16 protein-coding genes are annotated in these 15,181 nt (G+C 71.3%); 2 read left to right on the forward strand and 14 right to left on the reverse strand.

What is annotated here, in order from left to right:
- Nucleotides 1-365 precede the first annotated feature (365 nt).
- From AB0G16_RS03090 to AB0G16_RS03105, 4 genes are all read right to left on the reverse strand, one after another.
- Complete coding sequence (locus AB0G16_RS03090; RefSeq protein ID WP_362797776.1) at nucleotides 366-623, reverse strand: DUF397 domain-containing protein; 258 nt, start codon at nucleotides 621-623, stop codon at nucleotides 366-368.
- Between the two features lie 261 nt (nucleotides 624-884).
- Nucleotides 885-1,010: a hypothetical protein gene (locus AB0G16_RS03095; protein WP_362797778.1), complete on the reverse strand. Its 126-nt coding sequence runs from the start codon at nucleotides 1,008-1,010 to the stop codon at nucleotides 885-887.
- A 95-nt stretch (nucleotides 1,011-1,105) separates the two neighbouring features.
- Nucleotides 1,106-1,609 carry a 5-(carboxyamino)imidazole ribonucleotide mutase gene (gene purE / locus AB0G16_RS03100; protein ID WP_362797780.1) on the reverse strand — a complete coding sequence of 168 codons (504 nt, stop codon included), beginning with the start codon at nucleotides 1,607-1,609 and terminating at the stop codon, nucleotides 1,106-1,108.
- 123 nt (nucleotides 1,610-1,732) lie between these two features.
- Nucleotides 1,733-2,890, reverse strand: coding sequence for a 5-(carboxyamino)imidazole ribonucleotide synthase (locus AB0G16_RS03105; protein WP_362797782.1), 1,158 nt, complete (start codon nucleotides 2,888-2,890; stop codon nucleotides 1,733-1,735).
- Nucleotides 2,891-3,323: 433 nt separating this feature from the next.
- On the opposite strand from AB0G16_RS03105, the gene AB0G16_RS03110 reads away from it, so the two are divergent.
- On the forward strand, nucleotides 3,324-3,881 hold the full coding sequence (locus AB0G16_RS03110; RefSeq protein WP_362797784.1) for a GtrA family protein: 558 nt from the start codon (nucleotides 3,324-3,326) through the stop codon (nucleotides 3,879-3,881).
- Between the two features lie 14 nt (nucleotides 3,882-3,895).
- On the opposite strand, the gene AB0G16_RS03115 is transcribed toward AB0G16_RS03110, so the two are convergent.
- From AB0G16_RS03115 to AB0G16_RS03155, 9 genes are all read right to left on the reverse strand, one after another.
- Entirely contained in the window at nucleotides 3,896-5,173 is a 1,278-nt protein-coding gene (locus tag AB0G16_RS03115) for an ATP-binding protein (protein ID WP_362797786.1), read from the reverse strand.
- Nucleotides 5,174-5,176: 3 nt separating this feature from the next.
- Nucleotides 5,177-5,845 (reverse strand): response regulator transcription factor, encoded by a 669-nt coding sequence (locus AB0G16_RS03120; RefSeq protein ID WP_012888073.1) that lies wholly within the window; start codon nucleotides 5,843-5,845, stop codon nucleotides 5,177-5,179.
- Between the two features lie 251 nt (nucleotides 5,846-6,096).
- Complete coding sequence (gene bfr, locus AB0G16_RS03125) at nucleotides 6,097-6,579, reverse strand: bacterioferritin (RefSeq protein WP_362797788.1); 483 nt, start codon at nucleotides 6,577-6,579, stop codon at nucleotides 6,097-6,099.
- A 15-nt stretch (nucleotides 6,580-6,594) separates the two neighbouring features.
- Nucleotides 6,595-6,816 (reverse strand): (2Fe-2S)-binding protein, encoded by a 222-nt coding sequence (locus AB0G16_RS03130; RefSeq protein ID WP_362797790.1) that lies wholly within the window; start codon nucleotides 6,814-6,816, stop codon nucleotides 6,595-6,597.
- A 263-nt stretch (nucleotides 6,817-7,079) separates the two neighbouring features.
- The gene (locus tag AB0G16_RS03135; RefSeq protein WP_362797792.1) at nucleotides 7,080-7,697 is read right to left on the reverse strand and encodes an MBL fold metallo-hydrolase; all 618 of its coding nucleotides are present in this window, start codon (nucleotides 7,695-7,697) and stop codon (nucleotides 7,080-7,082) included.
- Nucleotides 7,694-8,779 (reverse strand): S-(hydroxymethyl)mycothiol dehydrogenase, encoded by a 1,086-nt coding sequence (locus tag AB0G16_RS03140; protein WP_362797794.1) that lies wholly within the window; start codon nucleotides 8,777-8,779, stop codon nucleotides 7,694-7,696. The genes AB0G16_RS03135 and AB0G16_RS03140 overlap by 4 nt, the downstream gene beginning before the upstream one ends.
- Before the next feature lie 91 nt (nucleotides 8,780-8,870).
- Nucleotides 8,871-9,947 carry an adenylate/guanylate cyclase domain-containing protein gene (locus AB0G16_RS03145; RefSeq protein ID WP_362797796.1) on the reverse strand — a complete coding sequence of 359 codons (1,077 nt, stop codon included), beginning with the start codon at nucleotides 9,945-9,947 and terminating at the stop codon, nucleotides 8,871-8,873.
- A gap of 3 nt (nucleotides 9,948-9,950) precedes the next feature.
- Nucleotides 9,951-10,391 (reverse strand): PH domain-containing protein, encoded by a 441-nt coding sequence (locus AB0G16_RS03150; protein WP_362797798.1) that lies wholly within the window; start codon nucleotides 10,389-10,391, stop codon nucleotides 9,951-9,953.
- Between the two features lie 209 nt (nucleotides 10,392-10,600).
- On the reverse strand, nucleotides 10,601-11,425 hold the full coding sequence (locus tag AB0G16_RS03155; RefSeq protein ID WP_362797800.1) for a biotin--[acetyl-CoA-carboxylase] ligase: 825 nt from the start codon (nucleotides 11,423-11,425) through the stop codon (nucleotides 10,601-10,603).
- A gap of 146 nt (nucleotides 11,426-11,571) precedes the next feature.
- Here AB0G16_RS03155 and fdhD point away from each other — a divergent pair, with 146 nt between their 5' ends.
- Complete coding sequence (gene fdhD / locus AB0G16_RS03160) at nucleotides 11,572-12,441, forward strand: formate dehydrogenase accessory sulfurtransferase FdhD (protein ID WP_362797802.1); 870 nt, start codon at nucleotides 11,572-11,574, stop codon at nucleotides 12,439-12,441.
- A gap of 101 nt (nucleotides 12,442-12,542) precedes the next feature.
- Here the strand turns inward: fdhD and AB0G16_RS03165 are convergent, their stop codons facing one another.
- Nucleotides 12,543-15,179: a phosphoenolpyruvate carboxylase gene (locus tag AB0G16_RS03165; RefSeq protein ID WP_362797804.1), complete on the reverse strand. Its 2,637-nt coding sequence runs from the start codon at nucleotides 15,177-15,179 to the stop codon at nucleotides 12,543-12,545.
- Nucleotides 15,180-15,181: the final 2 nt, after the last annotated feature.

The following is a 15,181-nucleotide window of genomic DNA, read 5'->3' on the forward strand; positions in this document are numbered from 1 at the left end:
TCGGCCGGGAACCCGCCGTCCTCGGAACCGGCGCCCGGGGAGTCTTGTCGCTCCCCGATCCGCCCGCTCGGCTTACCAGTAGTAGTACCAGTAGTCCCTGTTCCAGTAACGCCGACGCCGACGGCGTCTCCTGGGGCCGGGACCACCGTGCTCGAGCCGGGAAGTCCCGGAAAAGATCGCATCGAAGTTCATGGGCACCTCTCTTCATGTCGATCTCTCGAATCTCTCAATATCCACCATATGCTTCATAAAAGACGAATACATAAAATCGTCTTCAATTTGGCTTCACGATACTTTTAGTGGATAGCTCCGAGAAAAACGCATGAAGATTCATTGACCCGGGGCACGGAAAACCCCCGACGCCGTCAGTTGTCGAACTCCCCCAGCTTCACACCGCCGACGAAGGCGTCCCACTCCGCCTGGGTGAAGAACAGCTTCGGCCCCTCGGGGTTCTTGGAGTCGCGCAGCACGTAGAGCGGGCCGGCCCCGGCCTTGTGGCCCTCACCGACGTCGTCGACCACGGCCACCTCGACACAGCTGCCGTCACCGTCGTTCTCGGGAGCCGCCCGGCGCCAGACGGCCCTGCTGAGATCCGCGTCCATGTCGTCCATCACCTTCGCCATTCACGCCCGCCTGCGGGACGTGCCCGCGCGGAGCTCTTTCGGAACGGGTACGGATCCGCGCGACGTCGCGGGACGGCCGGTGACGTGCCCCTCGATGTCGCGGTCCACGTACACGATAGACCGGGCCGTCCCCGGCGCCGGCCGTTACGGAGAACGACGGGCCCGGCCGGGTCGGCGTGCCGGCGTGGAACTCGCGGCGGATCGGTGTGGCGACGTGGGGGTCACGGCGGACCGGTGTGCCGGCGTGGAACTCACGGCGGGTCAGTGCGCCGAGATGGAACTCACGTCGGAGTGGGCCGGCTGCCGGTTCTCACCGGCACCCAGGCTGCCGAACACCGCCAGGACCGCCATGGTGAGTCCGAGGACGGCGCGGATAGCGTTCCTCATGATCCTCAACCTCCCGAGTCTATGAGGATCTTCTCCTTCCCCCCGGATTCCCGTCTATCCGCAATTCACTAAATTGATGGTCAAAAGGGGAATAATCAGGCTCCGAGCTGGGCGGCTTCGGCACGGAGGCGCTCACCCTTGGCGTGGGCCTGGTCCTTGAGGGCGCGCTGGAACGCCTCCATCCTCGCCCTGAGCCCCTCGTCGGAGGCGGCGAGGATCCGTACGGCCAGCAGGCCCGCGTTACGGGCGCCCCCGACGGCGACGGTCGCGACCGGGACCCCGGCGGGCATCTGGACGATCGACAGCAGGGAGTCCAGCCCGTCGAGGTACTTCAGCGGGACCGGCACGCCGATCACCGGCAGGGGGGTCACCGAGGCGAGCATGCCCGGCAGGTGGGCGGCTCCCCCGGCACCCGCGATGATCACCTTCAACCCGCGCCCGGCGGCCCCGGCGCCGTACGCGATCATCTCCTCGGGCATGCGGTGCGCGGAGACCACGTCAGCCTCGAACGCCACCCCGAACTCGGCGAGCGCCTCGGCGGCCGATCTCATCACCGGCCAGTCGGAGTCGCTGCCCATGACGATGCCGACGGTGGTCATGCTGTCTCCCTGCCTGCGGGCCGCGAGGGCCGTGCTGTCGACGTTTTCCCGGCGTTCCCGGCGTTCCGGGCGTTCCCGTCGTTCGGGGATGTCCTCACCGTTCGAGACGTTCTCGCCGTTCTCTCAGGTGTATCTTCCCTCGGTCAGGTAGACCGCGGCGTGCCGGGCACGGGCGCGGACCTCCTCCAGGTCGGTGCCGAGCGCGGTGACGTGGCCGATCTTGCGCCCCGGCCGCACCTCCTTGCCGTAGAAGTGGACCTTGATCCCGGGATCGTGGGCCATCACGTGCTCGTACCTGGCGAAGACGTCCGGGTCGTCGCCGCCCAGCAGGTTGGCCATCACCACCACGGGAGCGGTCGGCGCGGGAGACCCGAGCGGCAGGTCGAGAACGGCGCGCAGGTGCTGCTCGTACTGGGAGGTGCGCGCGCCCTCGATCGTCCAGTGGCCGCTGTTGTGCGGGCGCATGGCGAGCTCGTTGACGATCAGGCCCGAGGAGACGGCGAACATCTCCACGGCCAGCAGGCCGGTGACGCCGAGTTCCTTGGCGATGTTCAGGGCGATCTCCTGGGCCGCCGCGGCCTGTTCCGGGTCGAGGCCGGGCGCGGGGGCGAGCACCTCGACGCAGATGCCGTCCCGCTGGACGGTCTCCACCACCGGGTAGCTGACGCCCTGCCCGTGCGGCGACCTGGCGACCAGCACGGCGAGCTCCCGCTCGAAGGTCACGAACCCCTCGGCCATCAGCGGCACGCCGGAGGCCAGCACCTCGGCCGCGTCGCCGGCGGAGCGGCAGACCCAGACGCCCCGCCCGTCGTATCCGCCGCGGACCGCCTTGAGCACGACCGGCCAGCCGTGCTCCGCGGCGAACCCCTCGACGTCGGCGGCCGTCTCGACCCGCCGCCAGGGCGGGCAGGGGGCACCGATCGCGGTCAGCCGCTCGCGCATCACGGCCTTGTCCTGGGCGTGGACGAGCGCGTCGGCGCCGGGATGCACGGCGAAGCCGTCCTCGCCCAGGGCGCGGACGTGCTCGGTGGGCACGTGCTCGTGGTCGAAGGTGACCGCGTCGCACCCCTTGGCGAGGTCGCGCAGGTCCTCCAGGGACCGGTGGTCGCCCAGGCGCACGTCGGCGACCACGCGGGCGGCGCTCTCGTCGGGCGAGCCCGCCAGGACCCGCAGGTCGACGCCGAGGGCGATGGCCGCCTGCTGGGTCATCCGGGCCAGCTGACCGGCTCCGATCATGCCGACGACGGGTCCGAGGGGATGGGCCGAGGAATGGCTGCTCACGGCGGTCGAGTGTACCGTCCCCGGGTACGACGACGGTCGGCCGGTAGGGGGCTCACCGACCGGTGACCCCGCCTCCTCGCCGGCGACGACGGGCGAGGCCGGCTCGGGGGCGCGTCCTTCGCGAGGGGCTGGGCGGCCGTTCCGGGTCGCCTCGCAGGCACGACCGCCCAGCGTCTTCTCCGCCCGGGTGGCGCCCCTCTCCACCCGGAGGGGTCCGGAGGTCTCCCTCGTCCTACCGGGTCAGCGTAACGTCAGGGCGCCTTCACGAACCGTCAAATACGACATTTCTCTAATAGAGCCTGATGGGGGTTATGAGAAAATCGGCGTGATGCCACGCGGCCTCGCACGCCGCACCGGTACCCTGATCCGAGAGTGTTCGAGGTCCTCCGACGTGGTGGATCACCGGTCGACCCCGAAAGGACCGTGCACGGACGTGGAGTCTCTCCGGAACGCCTACGGGCGGCTCGCCGAGCTGGCACGGGAACTTGCCAAGTTCGGCACGGTCGGCGCGATCGCCTTCGTGATCGACTACGGCGGCACCAACCTGCTGCGGTTCGGGTTCGACTGGGGACCGCTCAAGTCCAAGATCGCCGCCACCGTCGTCGCGGCCACCCTCGCCTACCTCGGCAACCGCCACTGGACGTTCAAGGACCGGGAGCAGAGCGGCCTGGCACGCGAGTACTTCCTGTTCTTCGTGCTCAACGGCATCGGCCTGCTCATCTCGCTGCTGGTGATCGGCTTCGTGACCTACACGCTCGGCAGGGAGGACCCGCTGAGCTACAACATCGCCCTGATCATCGGAACCGGGATCGGCACCCTGTTCCGGTTCTGGTCCTACAAGAAGTGGGTCTTCCTGGCCCCCGTGATCCCGGTGATCCCGGTGGACCCCGTGCCTCCCGCCGCCCCGGCGCCGAACAGCCAGGTGAACGGCCACGTGTACCTGCTGGACAAGGCGCCGGAGGAGAAGGCGCCGCCTCCCCGGCAGCGCTGAACACCGGCGTACCGTCAGGCGGGTCCGCGGACGACGCGCTTCCTGCCCGGGTCGCCCACCTGGCGCAGGAAGAACGCGAACGCCGCGGGACGGGGCCGTACCAGCTCCAGGCGCCCGCCGTCGGCGGCGGCCAGCGCCCTGGCCAGGGGCAGGCCGAGACCCGTGCTGCCGCCCCCGCTGACGTTCCGCTCGAAGACCCTGGGGGCCAGGTCGTCGGGGATGCCCCTGCCCTGGTCGGCCACCTCGATCACGACGGACCTGTCCTTGACGCTGGTCGTCACGGTCACCGTGCCGTCGCCGTGCTCCAGCGAGTTCTCCAGCAGGGTGGAGATGACCTGGCCGATACCGCCGCCGGTACCCAGCGCCTGGAGCTCGCGGGTGCCGGCCAGTTTCAGCCTCCGCCCGGCCCGGCGGAACGCCGGTCCCCACTCGATGAACTGCTGGTCGAGCAGCGTGTCGAGTTCCACGACCTCGGACTGGGCCTGACGCTGCCGTCTGGCGGTGGCCAGCAGCTCGTCGATCACGGCGGTGAGCCGCTCGGCCTGCACGATCGCGGCCTCGCCCTCCTCCTTGACGACGCCCGGCTCGTCGGCGGCGGCGACGATCTCCTCAAGTCTCATGGTCAGCCCGGTGAGAGGAGTGCGGAGCTGGTGGGAGGCGTCGGTGGCGAACTCCCTCTCCCTGGCCAGCAGGTCGGAGATGCGGGTCGCGCTCCGGTCCAGCACCTCGGCCACCCGGTCGAGCTCCTGGATGCCGTAGCGGTGCTTGCTGGGCCTGGCGTCGCCCGAACCGAGACGCTCGGCGATCATCGCCAGGTCGCTGAGCGGGAGCGTCAGCCGCCGCGACTGCACGATGGCGAGCCCGACCGCGACCGCCAGGGCAGCCGCGGCGAGTCCCAGGATGAGGAAGAGCCACGCGCGGACCTCGCGCTCCACCTCCGTCTTGTCCCGGCTGACCGCGACGTACACGCCGTTCTCCGACTGGGCGTCCTCGGTCATCTTCTGGTTCTCGGGGGGCTCGGTGCCCACCGTTATCACCTGGGGGGGCGTCCCCTTCGCATAGATCTGGATGTAGAGGTCGGAGTACTTGCGTTCCAGTTGCTGCTCGTCGACGGGCTGGTCCTGGATCCGGGCGTACTCCACCTCCCCCAGCAGGCTCTTGGCGTACGAGGAGAGCGCCTGGGTCGCCTCCTCCTCGATGAGCCGGTTGACCGCCACACCGAGGGGGATGCCGAGCAGCAGCACCCCGATGACCGCGACGAGAAGGGTTGAGGAGAGCAGGCGGCGGCGCATCTCCTACTCGCGCTCGAACCTGAAGCCGACCCCTCGAACCGTCGTGATGTACCGGGGCTTGGCGGCGTCGTCCCCGAGCTTGCGGCGCAGCCAGGAGATGTGCATGTCCAGGGTCTTGGTCGAACCCCACCAGTTGGTGTCCCACACCTCGCGCATGATCTGCTCCCGGGTGACCACCTTCCCGGCGTCCCGGACCAGCACCCTCAGCAGGTCGAACTCCTTGGTGGTCAGGTGCAGTTCCTTGTCGCCCATCCACGCGCGGCGGGAGTCGGCGTCGATGCGCACGCCCTGGACCACCGGCGTCTCGGACGTGCCGCGCCGCAACAGGGCGCGGACGCGCGCCAGCAACTCGGCGAGACGGAAAGGCTTGGTCACGTAGTCGTCGGCCCCGGCGTCGAGGCCCACCACGGTGTCCACCTCGTCGACGCGGGCGGTGAGTATCAGCACGGGAGTCCCGTGGCCCTCGGCGCGGATCCGCCGGGCCACCTCCAGGCCGTCCATCTCGGGCAGGCCCAGGTCGAGAACGATCAAGTCGATGCCGCCCGACAGCGCTCGTTCCAGAGCCTGCGGGCCGTCAGGGCTCACCTCTACTTGATAACCCTCGCGGCGCAGCGCGCGCGCCAATGGTTCGGAAATCGAGGTGTCATCCTCGGCGAGTAGTACACAGGTCATGTTGCGATCGTAGGACCTTAGGGGATCGTTTCCCCGGTACAGCGCGCGGTTTGACTCGTCGTTGACCTATCCATTGACCTGGGCAAACACTGATAAATCCCGGATAGTCATCCCGCAACGGCCCGAGGCCGCGCGGTAGGCCTCCCGCCTCATAAGCCCCTCGAAAGCACAGGGGCCCAAAAGGATTGACCGGCAAAGCAGAACACGCCCTACCAGAAAGGATCTGGCGGGCGTGTTCTGCTCAATTCATCTCATTCCGCCGACGGCGGCTCCGCGTAGCGGGCGAGGTAGAGCTGCTCACCGAGACTGCCGATCAGACCCAGTTCGGTCTCCAGGTAGTCGATGTGGCGCTCCTCGTCCTCCAGGATCTCCTCGAAGAGGCGGGCCGAGGTGGTGTCGCCCTTCTCGCGCATCAGCACGATGGCGGGCCGCAGGCGGGTGACCACCTCCACCTCGACGTTCAGGTCGGCGCGGAGCTGCTCCGCGACGGTCTGGCCGATGTGCAGGGTGCCCAGCTTCTGGTAGTTGGGCAGTCCCTCCAGGAAGAGGATGCGGTCGGTGAGCTTCTCCGCGTGGCGCATCTCGTCGATGGACTCTTCGCGGGTGTATTTGGCCAACCGGGTGTAGCCCCAGTTCTCCTGCATCTTGGCGTGGAGGAAGTACTGGTTGATCGCGGTCAGCTCGGCGGTCAGCTGCTCGTTGAGCAGCTCAATGATCTTCTTGTCGCCCTGCATGACGGGCTCCTCGTGCTATGCGGTCGGCATCAAATCTTCAGACCGCTTCAGGATCGCACAGATTTTGCGCACGCAAACAGCGCAGTCGGCGCCGGCGCCCGTGGAGTCGCGGATCTGACGCGCGCTCTTCGCTCCTGCCGAGATGCAGTCGTGCACCTCGTTCTCCGTGACCGCCCGGCAGACGCATACGTACACGAGGGTGTGACCTCTCACGAGAATACCATAGGTAAGGCACACCTAAGCTAGCTCATTTGGTTAGGCTTGCCTATGTGAACTGGGACACACAACGCTAATTCGCGCGAGGCCGTGAATCCCACCCGAACACGGCAAAGGACCCTCGAAGAACGCGAAAGGCGCCACAGGCGCCTTCCAGGCTCTTCTCGGGTCCTCGTGTGCGGGCCGGGTCGCCCCCGACCTGGCCGTCCCCGGCCGGGCCACCGCGCCGGCCGGCGCACCGGCCGGCTCCGCAGGCGGGCGGTCCGCCCCGTCCGGCCGCCGGGTCAGTGTCCCCTGGCCATCCACTCCTCCAGGTGGCCGGCCTCCTCGCCGATGACGGTCGAGGCACCGTGTCCGGTGTGCACGACCGTCCCCGGGGGCAGCGTCAGCAGCCGCCCCTTGATCGACTCGATGATCGTGTCGAACGAGGAGAAGGACCGCCCGGTCGCCCCGGGACCGCCCTGGAACAGGGTGTCGCCGCTGAAGACCGTGCAGATGTCCGCGCCGTACAGGCAGACCGCGCCCGGGGAGTGACCGGGCGTGTGCAGCACGGTCAGCTCCACCCCTCCGGCCGAGATCACCTGTCCGTCCTCCAGCGGGGTGTACGGCAGGTCGGCGTAGACCATCTCCCAGAGCACCTGGTCGGCCGGGTGGAGCAGGACCGGCGCGCCGGTCCTGGCGGCGAGCTCGGCGGCGGCGTCGATGTGGTCGTCGTGGGCGTGGGTGCACACGATGGCCCTGACCTCCCGGTCGCCCACCCGCCGGGCGATCGCGGCGGCGTCGTGCGCGGCGTCGATCACGACGACCTCGCTCGCCGAGCCGACGATCCACACGTTGTTGTCGACGTCCCAGGTCCCGCCGTCCAGCGAGAAGGTGCCGGAGGTGACGATCTTGTCGATCACAGGATCACCACCGAGCGCAGGACCTCGCCGCGGTGCATCTTGGCGAAGGCGTCCTCGACGTCGCCCAGGCCGATCGTCTCGGAGACGAAGCGGTCCAGGTCCAGCCGTCCCTGCAGGTAGAGGTCGATCAGCATGGGGAAGTCGCGGCTGGGCAGGCAGTCGCCGTACCAGGAGGACTTCAGCGCGCCGCCGCGGCCGAAGACGTCGATCAGCGGCAGCTCCAGCGTCATCTCCGGGGTGGGCACCCCCACCAGGACCACGGTCCCGGCCAGGTCGCGGGCGTGGAAGGCCTGCTTGTAGGTCTCGGGACGGCCGACCGCGTCGATCACCACGTCCGCGCCGTTGCCCCCGGTGAGCTCCTTGACCGTCTCGACCACGTCCTGGGTACGCGCGTTGACCGTGTGGGTGGCGCCGAAGTCGGTCGCCCAGCCGAGCTTGCGGTCGTCCACGTCCACCGCGATGATCTTCGAGGCGCCCGCCAGCCGCGCTCCCAGGACGGCCGCGTCACCGACGCCGCCGCACCCGATGACCGCCACGCTGTCGCCGCGCCCCACCCCGCCGGTGTTGATCGCCGCTCCCAGGCCCGCCATCACGCCGCACCCCAGCAGCCCGGCCACCTTCGCCGGGGCCGACGGGTCGACCTTGGTGCACTGCCCGGCCGCCACCAGCGTCTTCTCGATGAACGCGCCGATGCCCAGCGCCGGGCTGAGCGGCGTCCCGTCCTCCAGGGTCATCTTCTGGGAGGCGTTGTGGGTGTCGAAGCAGTACCAGGGACGCCCCCGCAGGCACGCCCGGCAGTTGCCGCACACGGCCCGCCAGTTCAGGATCACGAAGTCACCGTGGGCGACCTCGGTGACGCCCTCGCCGACCGCCTCGACCACCCCGGCCGCCTCGTGGCCGAGCAGGAACGGGAACTCGTCGTTGATGCCCCCCTCGCGGTAGTGCAGGTCGGTGTGGCAGACGCCACAGGCCTGGACCGTCACCACGACCTCTCCCGGCCCCGGATCGGGCACGATGACGGTCTCCAGCGAGACCGGCTCGCCCTTGCCACGCGCGACCACGCCTTGCACGGTGTACGGCATTCCTGCACCTCATCTGTTCTGGAACTCTCCGAGCCCCGCGAGCCCGCTTCCCGGGGGACGGTCCCCGGCCCGCCCGGATCTCGGTGGTCGGTCAATGATTACCAGGACTCCGGCGCAGAACATAAGGCTGGACCACCCCGAGTCCCCGGGCGGGCCGCCGCCGGATGCGGGCCACCTGGACGTCCGGGGCGTCCGCCAGGGCCCCGGCCAGCCCGTCGTCGACGACGATCGTGCCGGGACGGGCGATCGCCGTGAGCCGGGCCGCCAGGTTGACCGTGGTGCCGAAGACGTCGCCCATGATCGGCACGACCGGGCCGTAGGCGAGGCCGATCCGCACGTCGGGCCCGTACTCGTGGATCACCTCGACCAGGTCCAGGGCGATCACCGCCGCGGTACGCGGATCGGAGGCCGAGAAGAGCACCTCGTCGCCGAGGGTCTTGACCAGCCGCCCGCCGTGCTCGGCGACGACGTCGGAGGCCCTCGCCTCGAAGCCCTCGACCAGCTCGGCCAGGCCGCGCTCGTCCAGCTCGCGGGCGACCCTGGTGAAGGAGACCAGGTCGGCGAAGCCCACCGCCAGGGTGAGCCTCGTCGGCGCGATCTCCTCGGTGATGTCGGCGATGGTCAGCAGGCGGGTCCCGGCGGCGGCGAGCTGGGCGCGCCAGACGTGCACCAGCACCTGCTCGAAGTCCGGGAGCAGCCGGCGCGAGGTCTCCATGACCGCGGCCAGGTCCTCGTCGGACGGCCGGTCGCCGGGATCGAGCATGGCGCCGATCATGATCTCGGCCTGCCACTGGGCGAGCCTGGCCGTGGTCTGCCCGAGCGCCCTGGACATCCGGATGACGGTCCGGTCGTCCATCAGGCCGTTCTCCATCATCGCCCGCACCCGCAGCAGCACGGCGACGTCCGCGTCGGTGAAGGCCACGGCGTCGTCGGGGAGCGTGGCGAACCCCAGGGCCCGCCAGATCCGTTCGGTGAGCCTCTGCGGCACCCCGGCGAGCGCCGCCACCTCGATCCGGGTGTAGCGGGGAGGCGTGCCCACGAAGAGGTGCTCGATCTGCTCGGCCGTCGGCCGCCCCGCGGGCACCTCCCCGTCCGGGCCGCTCTCCTGCGGTCCCCCGCCCGGGCGCTCGCGCGGGTTCTCGCCCCGGCCCTGGAGGTCACGCCGCATCGGTCACCGCCCGCCGGGTTCGGAGGGCTCCCCGTCGGCCGCCTCGTCGATCGCGCGGAACAACTCGGTCCGCACCTGGTGGATCCGCGGGATGTCCCGGAGCGTGATCCGGCCACGGTCGCCGGCCGACTCCACGACGAGCGTGCCGCAGCCGAAGATCCTCTCCACGAGGGTCTGGTCGGCGCTGACCGCGACGACCTTGGCCATCGGGATGTCGTCGACGGACGTGCTCAGCACGCCGGTGCCGATGGTGAGCCGGTGCGAGGTGAGCGCGTACGTGGTGTTCCTCCAGCGCAGGTAGGGCACGAACGACCACACCGTCAGCAGGCCGACGCTGATCACGGCCACCGCGATCAGCGCGTGGAAGGTGTACTCGAAGTCGGGCATCAGGAAGACGGCGGCACCGGACGCCAGGATGATCAGGATCAGCGCGAGAAACGGCACGACGAGGCGTTTCCAGTGAGGGCGGAACGACCTGATCCGTCGCTCCCCCTCCGTCAACCGGTGATCGGGTAGGCCCATGGGGCAAATCGTGGCACGTTCGCGCGCCCCGCGTCTTGACCCGCGCGAGCGGACACGCGCGACGTCACGAAACGGCACCGCCCGCGGACGGGTGGCGCGGGGGCGGGGGGCGAGGGGGCGGGGGCGGACGGTCAGGCGCCCTGCGGGCGGACGTGCACGACGTCCCCCACGCTGAGCGTGTGCTCCTGGCCCTTGGCGTCGACGAGCAGGTGGCCCGCGTGGTCGACGCCGGTGGCCGTGCCGGTGAGCACCCGCTCCCCCGGCAGCTCCACCCGGACCCGCCGCCCGACCGTGGCACTGGCCGCCAGGTAGGCGGCCCGCAGCCCGCACCCCTCGGGGTCGCCGTCGGCCTCCGACCACTCCCGGTAGTGGGTCTCGATCTCCCGCAGCATCGCGCGCAGGAGCGTGTCCCGGTCGGCGCAGGCGGCCTTCTCCAGGACCAGCGAGGTGGCCGTCCCCACCGGCAGCTCCTCGGCGCGCACGCTCACGTTCAGCCCGACACCCACGATCACCGCGCTGTCGATCCGTTCGGCGAGCACCCCGGCGAGCTTGCGCTCGCCGACCAGCAGGTCGTTGGGCCACTTGAGCCGGACCTCGACCTCGGCGACCTTCCGCACCGCGGAAGCGGCCGCCAGGCCGACGAGCAGGGGGAGCCACCCCTGCCTGGCCGGGGGCGGGTCGGGGCGCAGGAGCATCGAGAACGTCAGGCCCGAGCGCGGTGGAGCGCTCCAGGCCCGGCCGAGCCTTCCCCGCCCGGCGAACTGGTTCTCGGCGACGATGACGGCCCCCTGCCGGACACCGTCGCGGGCGGCCTGCGCGAGGTCGGCGTTGGTCGATCCGGTCCTGGCGACCACGGTGATGTCGGACCACAGGCCGCCGGGGCGGACCAGGGCGCGGGAGAGCGCCGCCTGGGAGAGCGGCGGGCGGTCGAGATCGGTGAAGGGCGAGTCGAGCACCTCACCATCCTGCCTTCCCGGGGAAGCGACCGGTACCGAATCACCGTATGTCGTCGCAGGGCCCGCGCCCCGGCCCTGCTGTGGCGGCACGCGGCGGCATAGGGTGGCCTGATCGTCACCGTCGCCGGACGCGCTGGAGGATGGGCATGAGCGGACGTCCCGACCCGCGGGCGGACGCCGCGCGCCGGCCCGGCCCCACCACCCGGGCGCGGGTCGGGCAGATGCGCTCGGGCACGCTTCACGAGCGCCGCGACGACCTGGCCACCGAGGAGCCGCTGGAGATCCGGATCCGGTCGGGCGCGGAACACCGCACGGTCGCGATCACCATGCGCACCCCGGGGCACGACTTCGAGCTCGCCGCCGGGTTCCTGCACGGCGAGGGCGTCGCCGCCCCGGACGACGTGGTGTCCATCGCCTACTGCACCGACGAGGACGTGCCCGCGCAGGCGCGCTACAACACGGTCACCGTGCGGCTCCGCGGCCCGCTGCCGGCCCTGCCGTCGCTGGACCGGCACTTCATGACGTCGAGCGCGTGCGGCGTCTGCGGCACCGCGAGCCTCGACGCCCTGCGCGACCGCTGCCGGCCGCTGCCGGCCGACCGGGGGCTGCGCGTCTCCCCGGAGGTCCTGTACGAACTCCCCGGCCGCCTCAGGCGGGCACAGGGGGTCTTCGGCAAGACCGGGGGCCTGCACGCCGCCGGCCTGTTCACCCCCGGCGGGGAGCCGCTCGTGGTCCGCGAGGACGTGGGGCGGCACAACGCGGTGGACAAGCTCGTCGGCTGGGCCGCGACGACCGGCAGGCTGCCGCTGGACGGCCACCTGCTCATGGTCAGCGGCCGGACCAGTTACGAGATCATGCAGAAGGCCCTGGCCGCGGGCCTGCCGGTCGTCTGCGCGGTGTCCGCGCCCTCCTCCCTGGCCGTCGAGCTGGCCGGGGAGTTCGGCATGACGCTGGTCGGCTTCCTGCGCGAGGAGCGCTTCAACGTGTACGCCGGGGCGCACCGCCTCACGCCCTGAGCGTCCCGTCCGCGCCGTCTCGACCCGCGCCGTCTCAGCCCGCCGCTCCGCGCCGTCGGGAGGGTCGTCCCGGGACGGCCGCCCCGGGACGGCTCGGCGGGTCAGCCGGTGTTCTGCAGGCCCGCGGCGACGCCGTTGACCGACAGCAGCAGCAGCGTCGACAGGCTCTCCCGCTCGGCCTCCGAGAGCCCCTCGTCCGCGCGGAGCGTGGACAGCGCGCGCAGCTGCAGGTGGGACAGGGCGTCCACGTACGGGTCACGGAGCTGCACCGCGCGGGAGAGGACCCTGCGGTCCTCCAGCAGGCGGCTGTGGCCGGTGGTCTCCAGGACCAGGCGGCGGGTCAGGTCGTACTCGGCCAGCACCTGCTCGACGAAGTCGTCCCTGGCACCGAGCGCCAGGTAGCGGGCGGCGATGGCGCGGTCGGTCTTGGCCAGCGACATCTCCACGTTGTCCAGCAGCGAGGCGAACAGCGGCCACTCCCGGTAGGCGGCGCGCAGCTCGTCCAGCCCGGCCTCGGAGACCACCGCCTCCAGGCCGCTGCCCAGGCCGTACCAGCCGGGCAGGTTGACCCGGGTCTGGGCCCAGGCGAACACCCACGGGATGGCCCGCAGGTCGTCCAGGGAGCGGGGCGCGCCGAGGCCGCGCCGGGCCGGGCGCGAACCCAGCCGGAGCGAGCCGATCTCCTCCAGCGGGCTGACCAGGGAGAACCACTCGGGGAAGCCCGGCGCCTCGGTCAGGTGCCGGTAGGCCCTCTCCGAGGCGGAGGCGACCCGCTCGGCCACGCCGCGGAAGCGCCCGGCGGCCTCGGCGGTGCGCGCCTCGATGGACGGGGTGGAGGCGAGCAGCACCGCCGAGGTGACCTGCTCCATGTGCCTGCGGGCGATGGCGTCGTGGCCGTAGCGGGCGAAGATGACCTCGCCCTGCTCGGTGACCTTGAACCTGCCGCCCACCGAGCCGGGGGCCTGCGCGAGCACGGCCCGGTTGGCCGGGCCGCCGCCCCGGCCCAGGGCCCCGCCCCGGCCGTGGAAGAGCGTCAGGGGTACGTCGTGCTCGGCGGACCAGGCGGCCAGCGCCTCCTGCGCCTCGTACAGCTTGAGGGTGGCCGCGGCCGGGCCGAGCTCCTTGGCGGAGTCGGAGTAGCCGAGCATCACCTCCAGGCGCCGCTCCTCGGCCAGCGCGGCCCGCACGGCCGGGATCTCCAGCATCCCGGACAGCACGGCCGGGGCGGCGGCCAGGTCGGCGCCGGACTCGAAGAGCGGGACCACGTCCAGGCGCGGGGCGCGCTCGCCCAGGGCGTGCGCGGCCAGCTCGTGGACGGCGGCGATGTCGTCGGCCGAGCGGGTGAAGGAGACGACGTAGCGGCGGCAGGCGGCCAGCCCGAACCGCTCCTGGATCCAGGCGATGGTGCGGATCGTGGCCAGCACCTCCTCGGTCCGCTCGGAGGTGCGACCGGCGGCGATCTCCTCCAGCGCGGCGGCGTGGACCTGGGAGTGCTGGCGCACCTCCAGCTCCGCCAGGTGGAACCCGAACGTCTCCACCTGCCAGACGAGGTGCTGCAGCTCGCCGTAGGCCTGCCGCCTGGCCCCGGCCGCGACCAGCGACGCCTGGGCGACGCGCAGATCGGTCAGGAGCTGCTCGGGAGAGCGGTAGGCGAGGTCGAGGCCGCGCTGGCGGGTGGCGGCGATGCGGGCCGCGACGAACATCAGCCACTGCCGGTGCGGCTCGCCCGGGGAGCGGGTGGCCATCTCCGAGACCACCTCGGGGTGGTCGTTCTCGGCGGCGGCCAGCGCGGCGCGCAGCTCGGGCGAGGCCGGGGTGTGGTCCGCGCCGAGGGTCAGCGAGCGGCCGATGCGCGAGGTGGCGTTCTCCAGGGCGATGAGCACGTGCTCGGCCTGGATGAGGACGGCGTCGCGGGTGACCTTGGCGGTGACGTTGGGGTTGCCGTCACGGTCGCCGCCGATCCAGCTCCCGTACCGGATGAAGGCGCGGGCCCGGGGCCGCTCGGTGCCGGTGCCGGTGCCGAGCGCGGCGTCCAGCGCGCGGTAGACCTGCGGGACCACCCGGAAGAGGGTCTCGTCGAAGGCCGCCATGGCGGTGCGGACCTCGTCCAGCGGGTCCAGCTTGGTGGACCTGAGCTGGGCGGTGCGCCAGAGCAGGTCGATCTCCTCCAGCAGCCGCCGCCGCGTCTCGGCCCGCTCCGCGGCCCCCCGGTCGGAGCTGTTGTAGGCGGCGAGCTGGTGGCTGATGCGCTGGATGGCGGTGACCACCGCGCGCCTGCGCGCCTCGGTGGGGTGGGCGGTCAGCACCGGGTGCAGGCGCAGTCCCTCGACCAGGTCGGCGACCTTGCCGCCGCCGAGCTCCTGGACGGCCTGGGCCAGCGACTCCGGCAGCGGCTCCTCACCGGTGTCGCGGACCCTGAGCGTGCGGATCCTGAAGTGCTCCTCGGCCAGGTTGGCCAGGTGGAAGTAACAGGTGAAGGCGCGGGCGATCTGCACGGCGCGGTCGACGGGCCACTCGGCCACCATCGCGGTGATCTCGTCGACCGAGACCTGCCGGCGGCGCGCCCCGATGACGGCCTTGCGCAGTCGTTCGACATCGGCGAGCAGGTCATCGCCGCCATGTTCGGCGATGACCTGCCCGAGGAGTTCGCCGAGCAGCCGCACGTCCGCGCGCAGCTCGTCGGGCATCTCGGTGACGGCGGAGGAACGCTCTGCCTGATGCGACACGGTGGTGGCCATGC

The organism is Streptosporangium sp. NPDC023615 (genome assembly GCF_040640155.1).
Taxonomy (GTDB): domain Bacteria; phylum Actinomycetota; class Actinomycetes; order Streptosporangiales; family Streptosporangiaceae; genus Streptosporangium.

Bases quoted from the DNA above. Each gene is read 5' to 3' on its own strand.
- AB0G16_RS03090 (WP_362797776.1), bottom strand. From the start codon at position 623: ATGGCGAAGGTGATGGACGACATGGACGCGGATCTCAGCAGGGCCGTC.
- AB0G16_RS03095 (WP_362797778.1), bottom strand. From the start codon at position 1,010: ATGAGGAACGCTATCCGCGCCGTCCTCGGACTCACCATGGCGGTCCTG.
- purE (WP_362797780.1), bottom strand. From the start codon at position 1,609: ATGACCACCGTCGGCATCGTCATGGGCAGCGACTCCGACTGGCCGGTG.
- AB0G16_RS03115 (WP_362797786.1), bottom strand. From the start codon at position 5,173: ATGCGCCGCCGCCTGCTCTCCTCAACCCTTCTCGTCGCGGTCATCGGG.
- AB0G16_RS03120 (WP_012888073.1), bottom strand. From the start codon at position 5,845: ATGACCTGTGTACTACTCGCCGAGGATGACACCTCGATTTCCGAACCA.
- bfr (WP_362797788.1), bottom strand. From the start codon at position 6,579: ATGCAGGGCGACAAGAAGATCATTGAGCTGCTCAACGAGCAGCTGACC.
- AB0G16_RS03140 (WP_362797794.1), bottom strand. From the start codon at position 8,779: ATGCCGTACACCGTGCAAGGCGTGGTCGCGCGTGGCAAGGGCGAGCCG.
- AB0G16_RS03145 (WP_362797796.1), bottom strand. From the start codon at position 9,947: ATGCGGCGTGACCTCCAGGGCCGGGGCGAGAACCCGCGCGAGCGCCCG.
- fdhD (WP_362797802.1), top strand. From the start codon at position 11,572: ATGAGCGGACGTCCCGACCCGCGGGCGGACGCCGCGCGCCGGCCCGGC.
- AB0G16_RS03165 (WP_362797804.1), bottom strand. From the start codon at position 15,179: ATGGCCACCACCGTGTCGCATCAGGCAGAGCGTTCCTCCGCCGTCACC.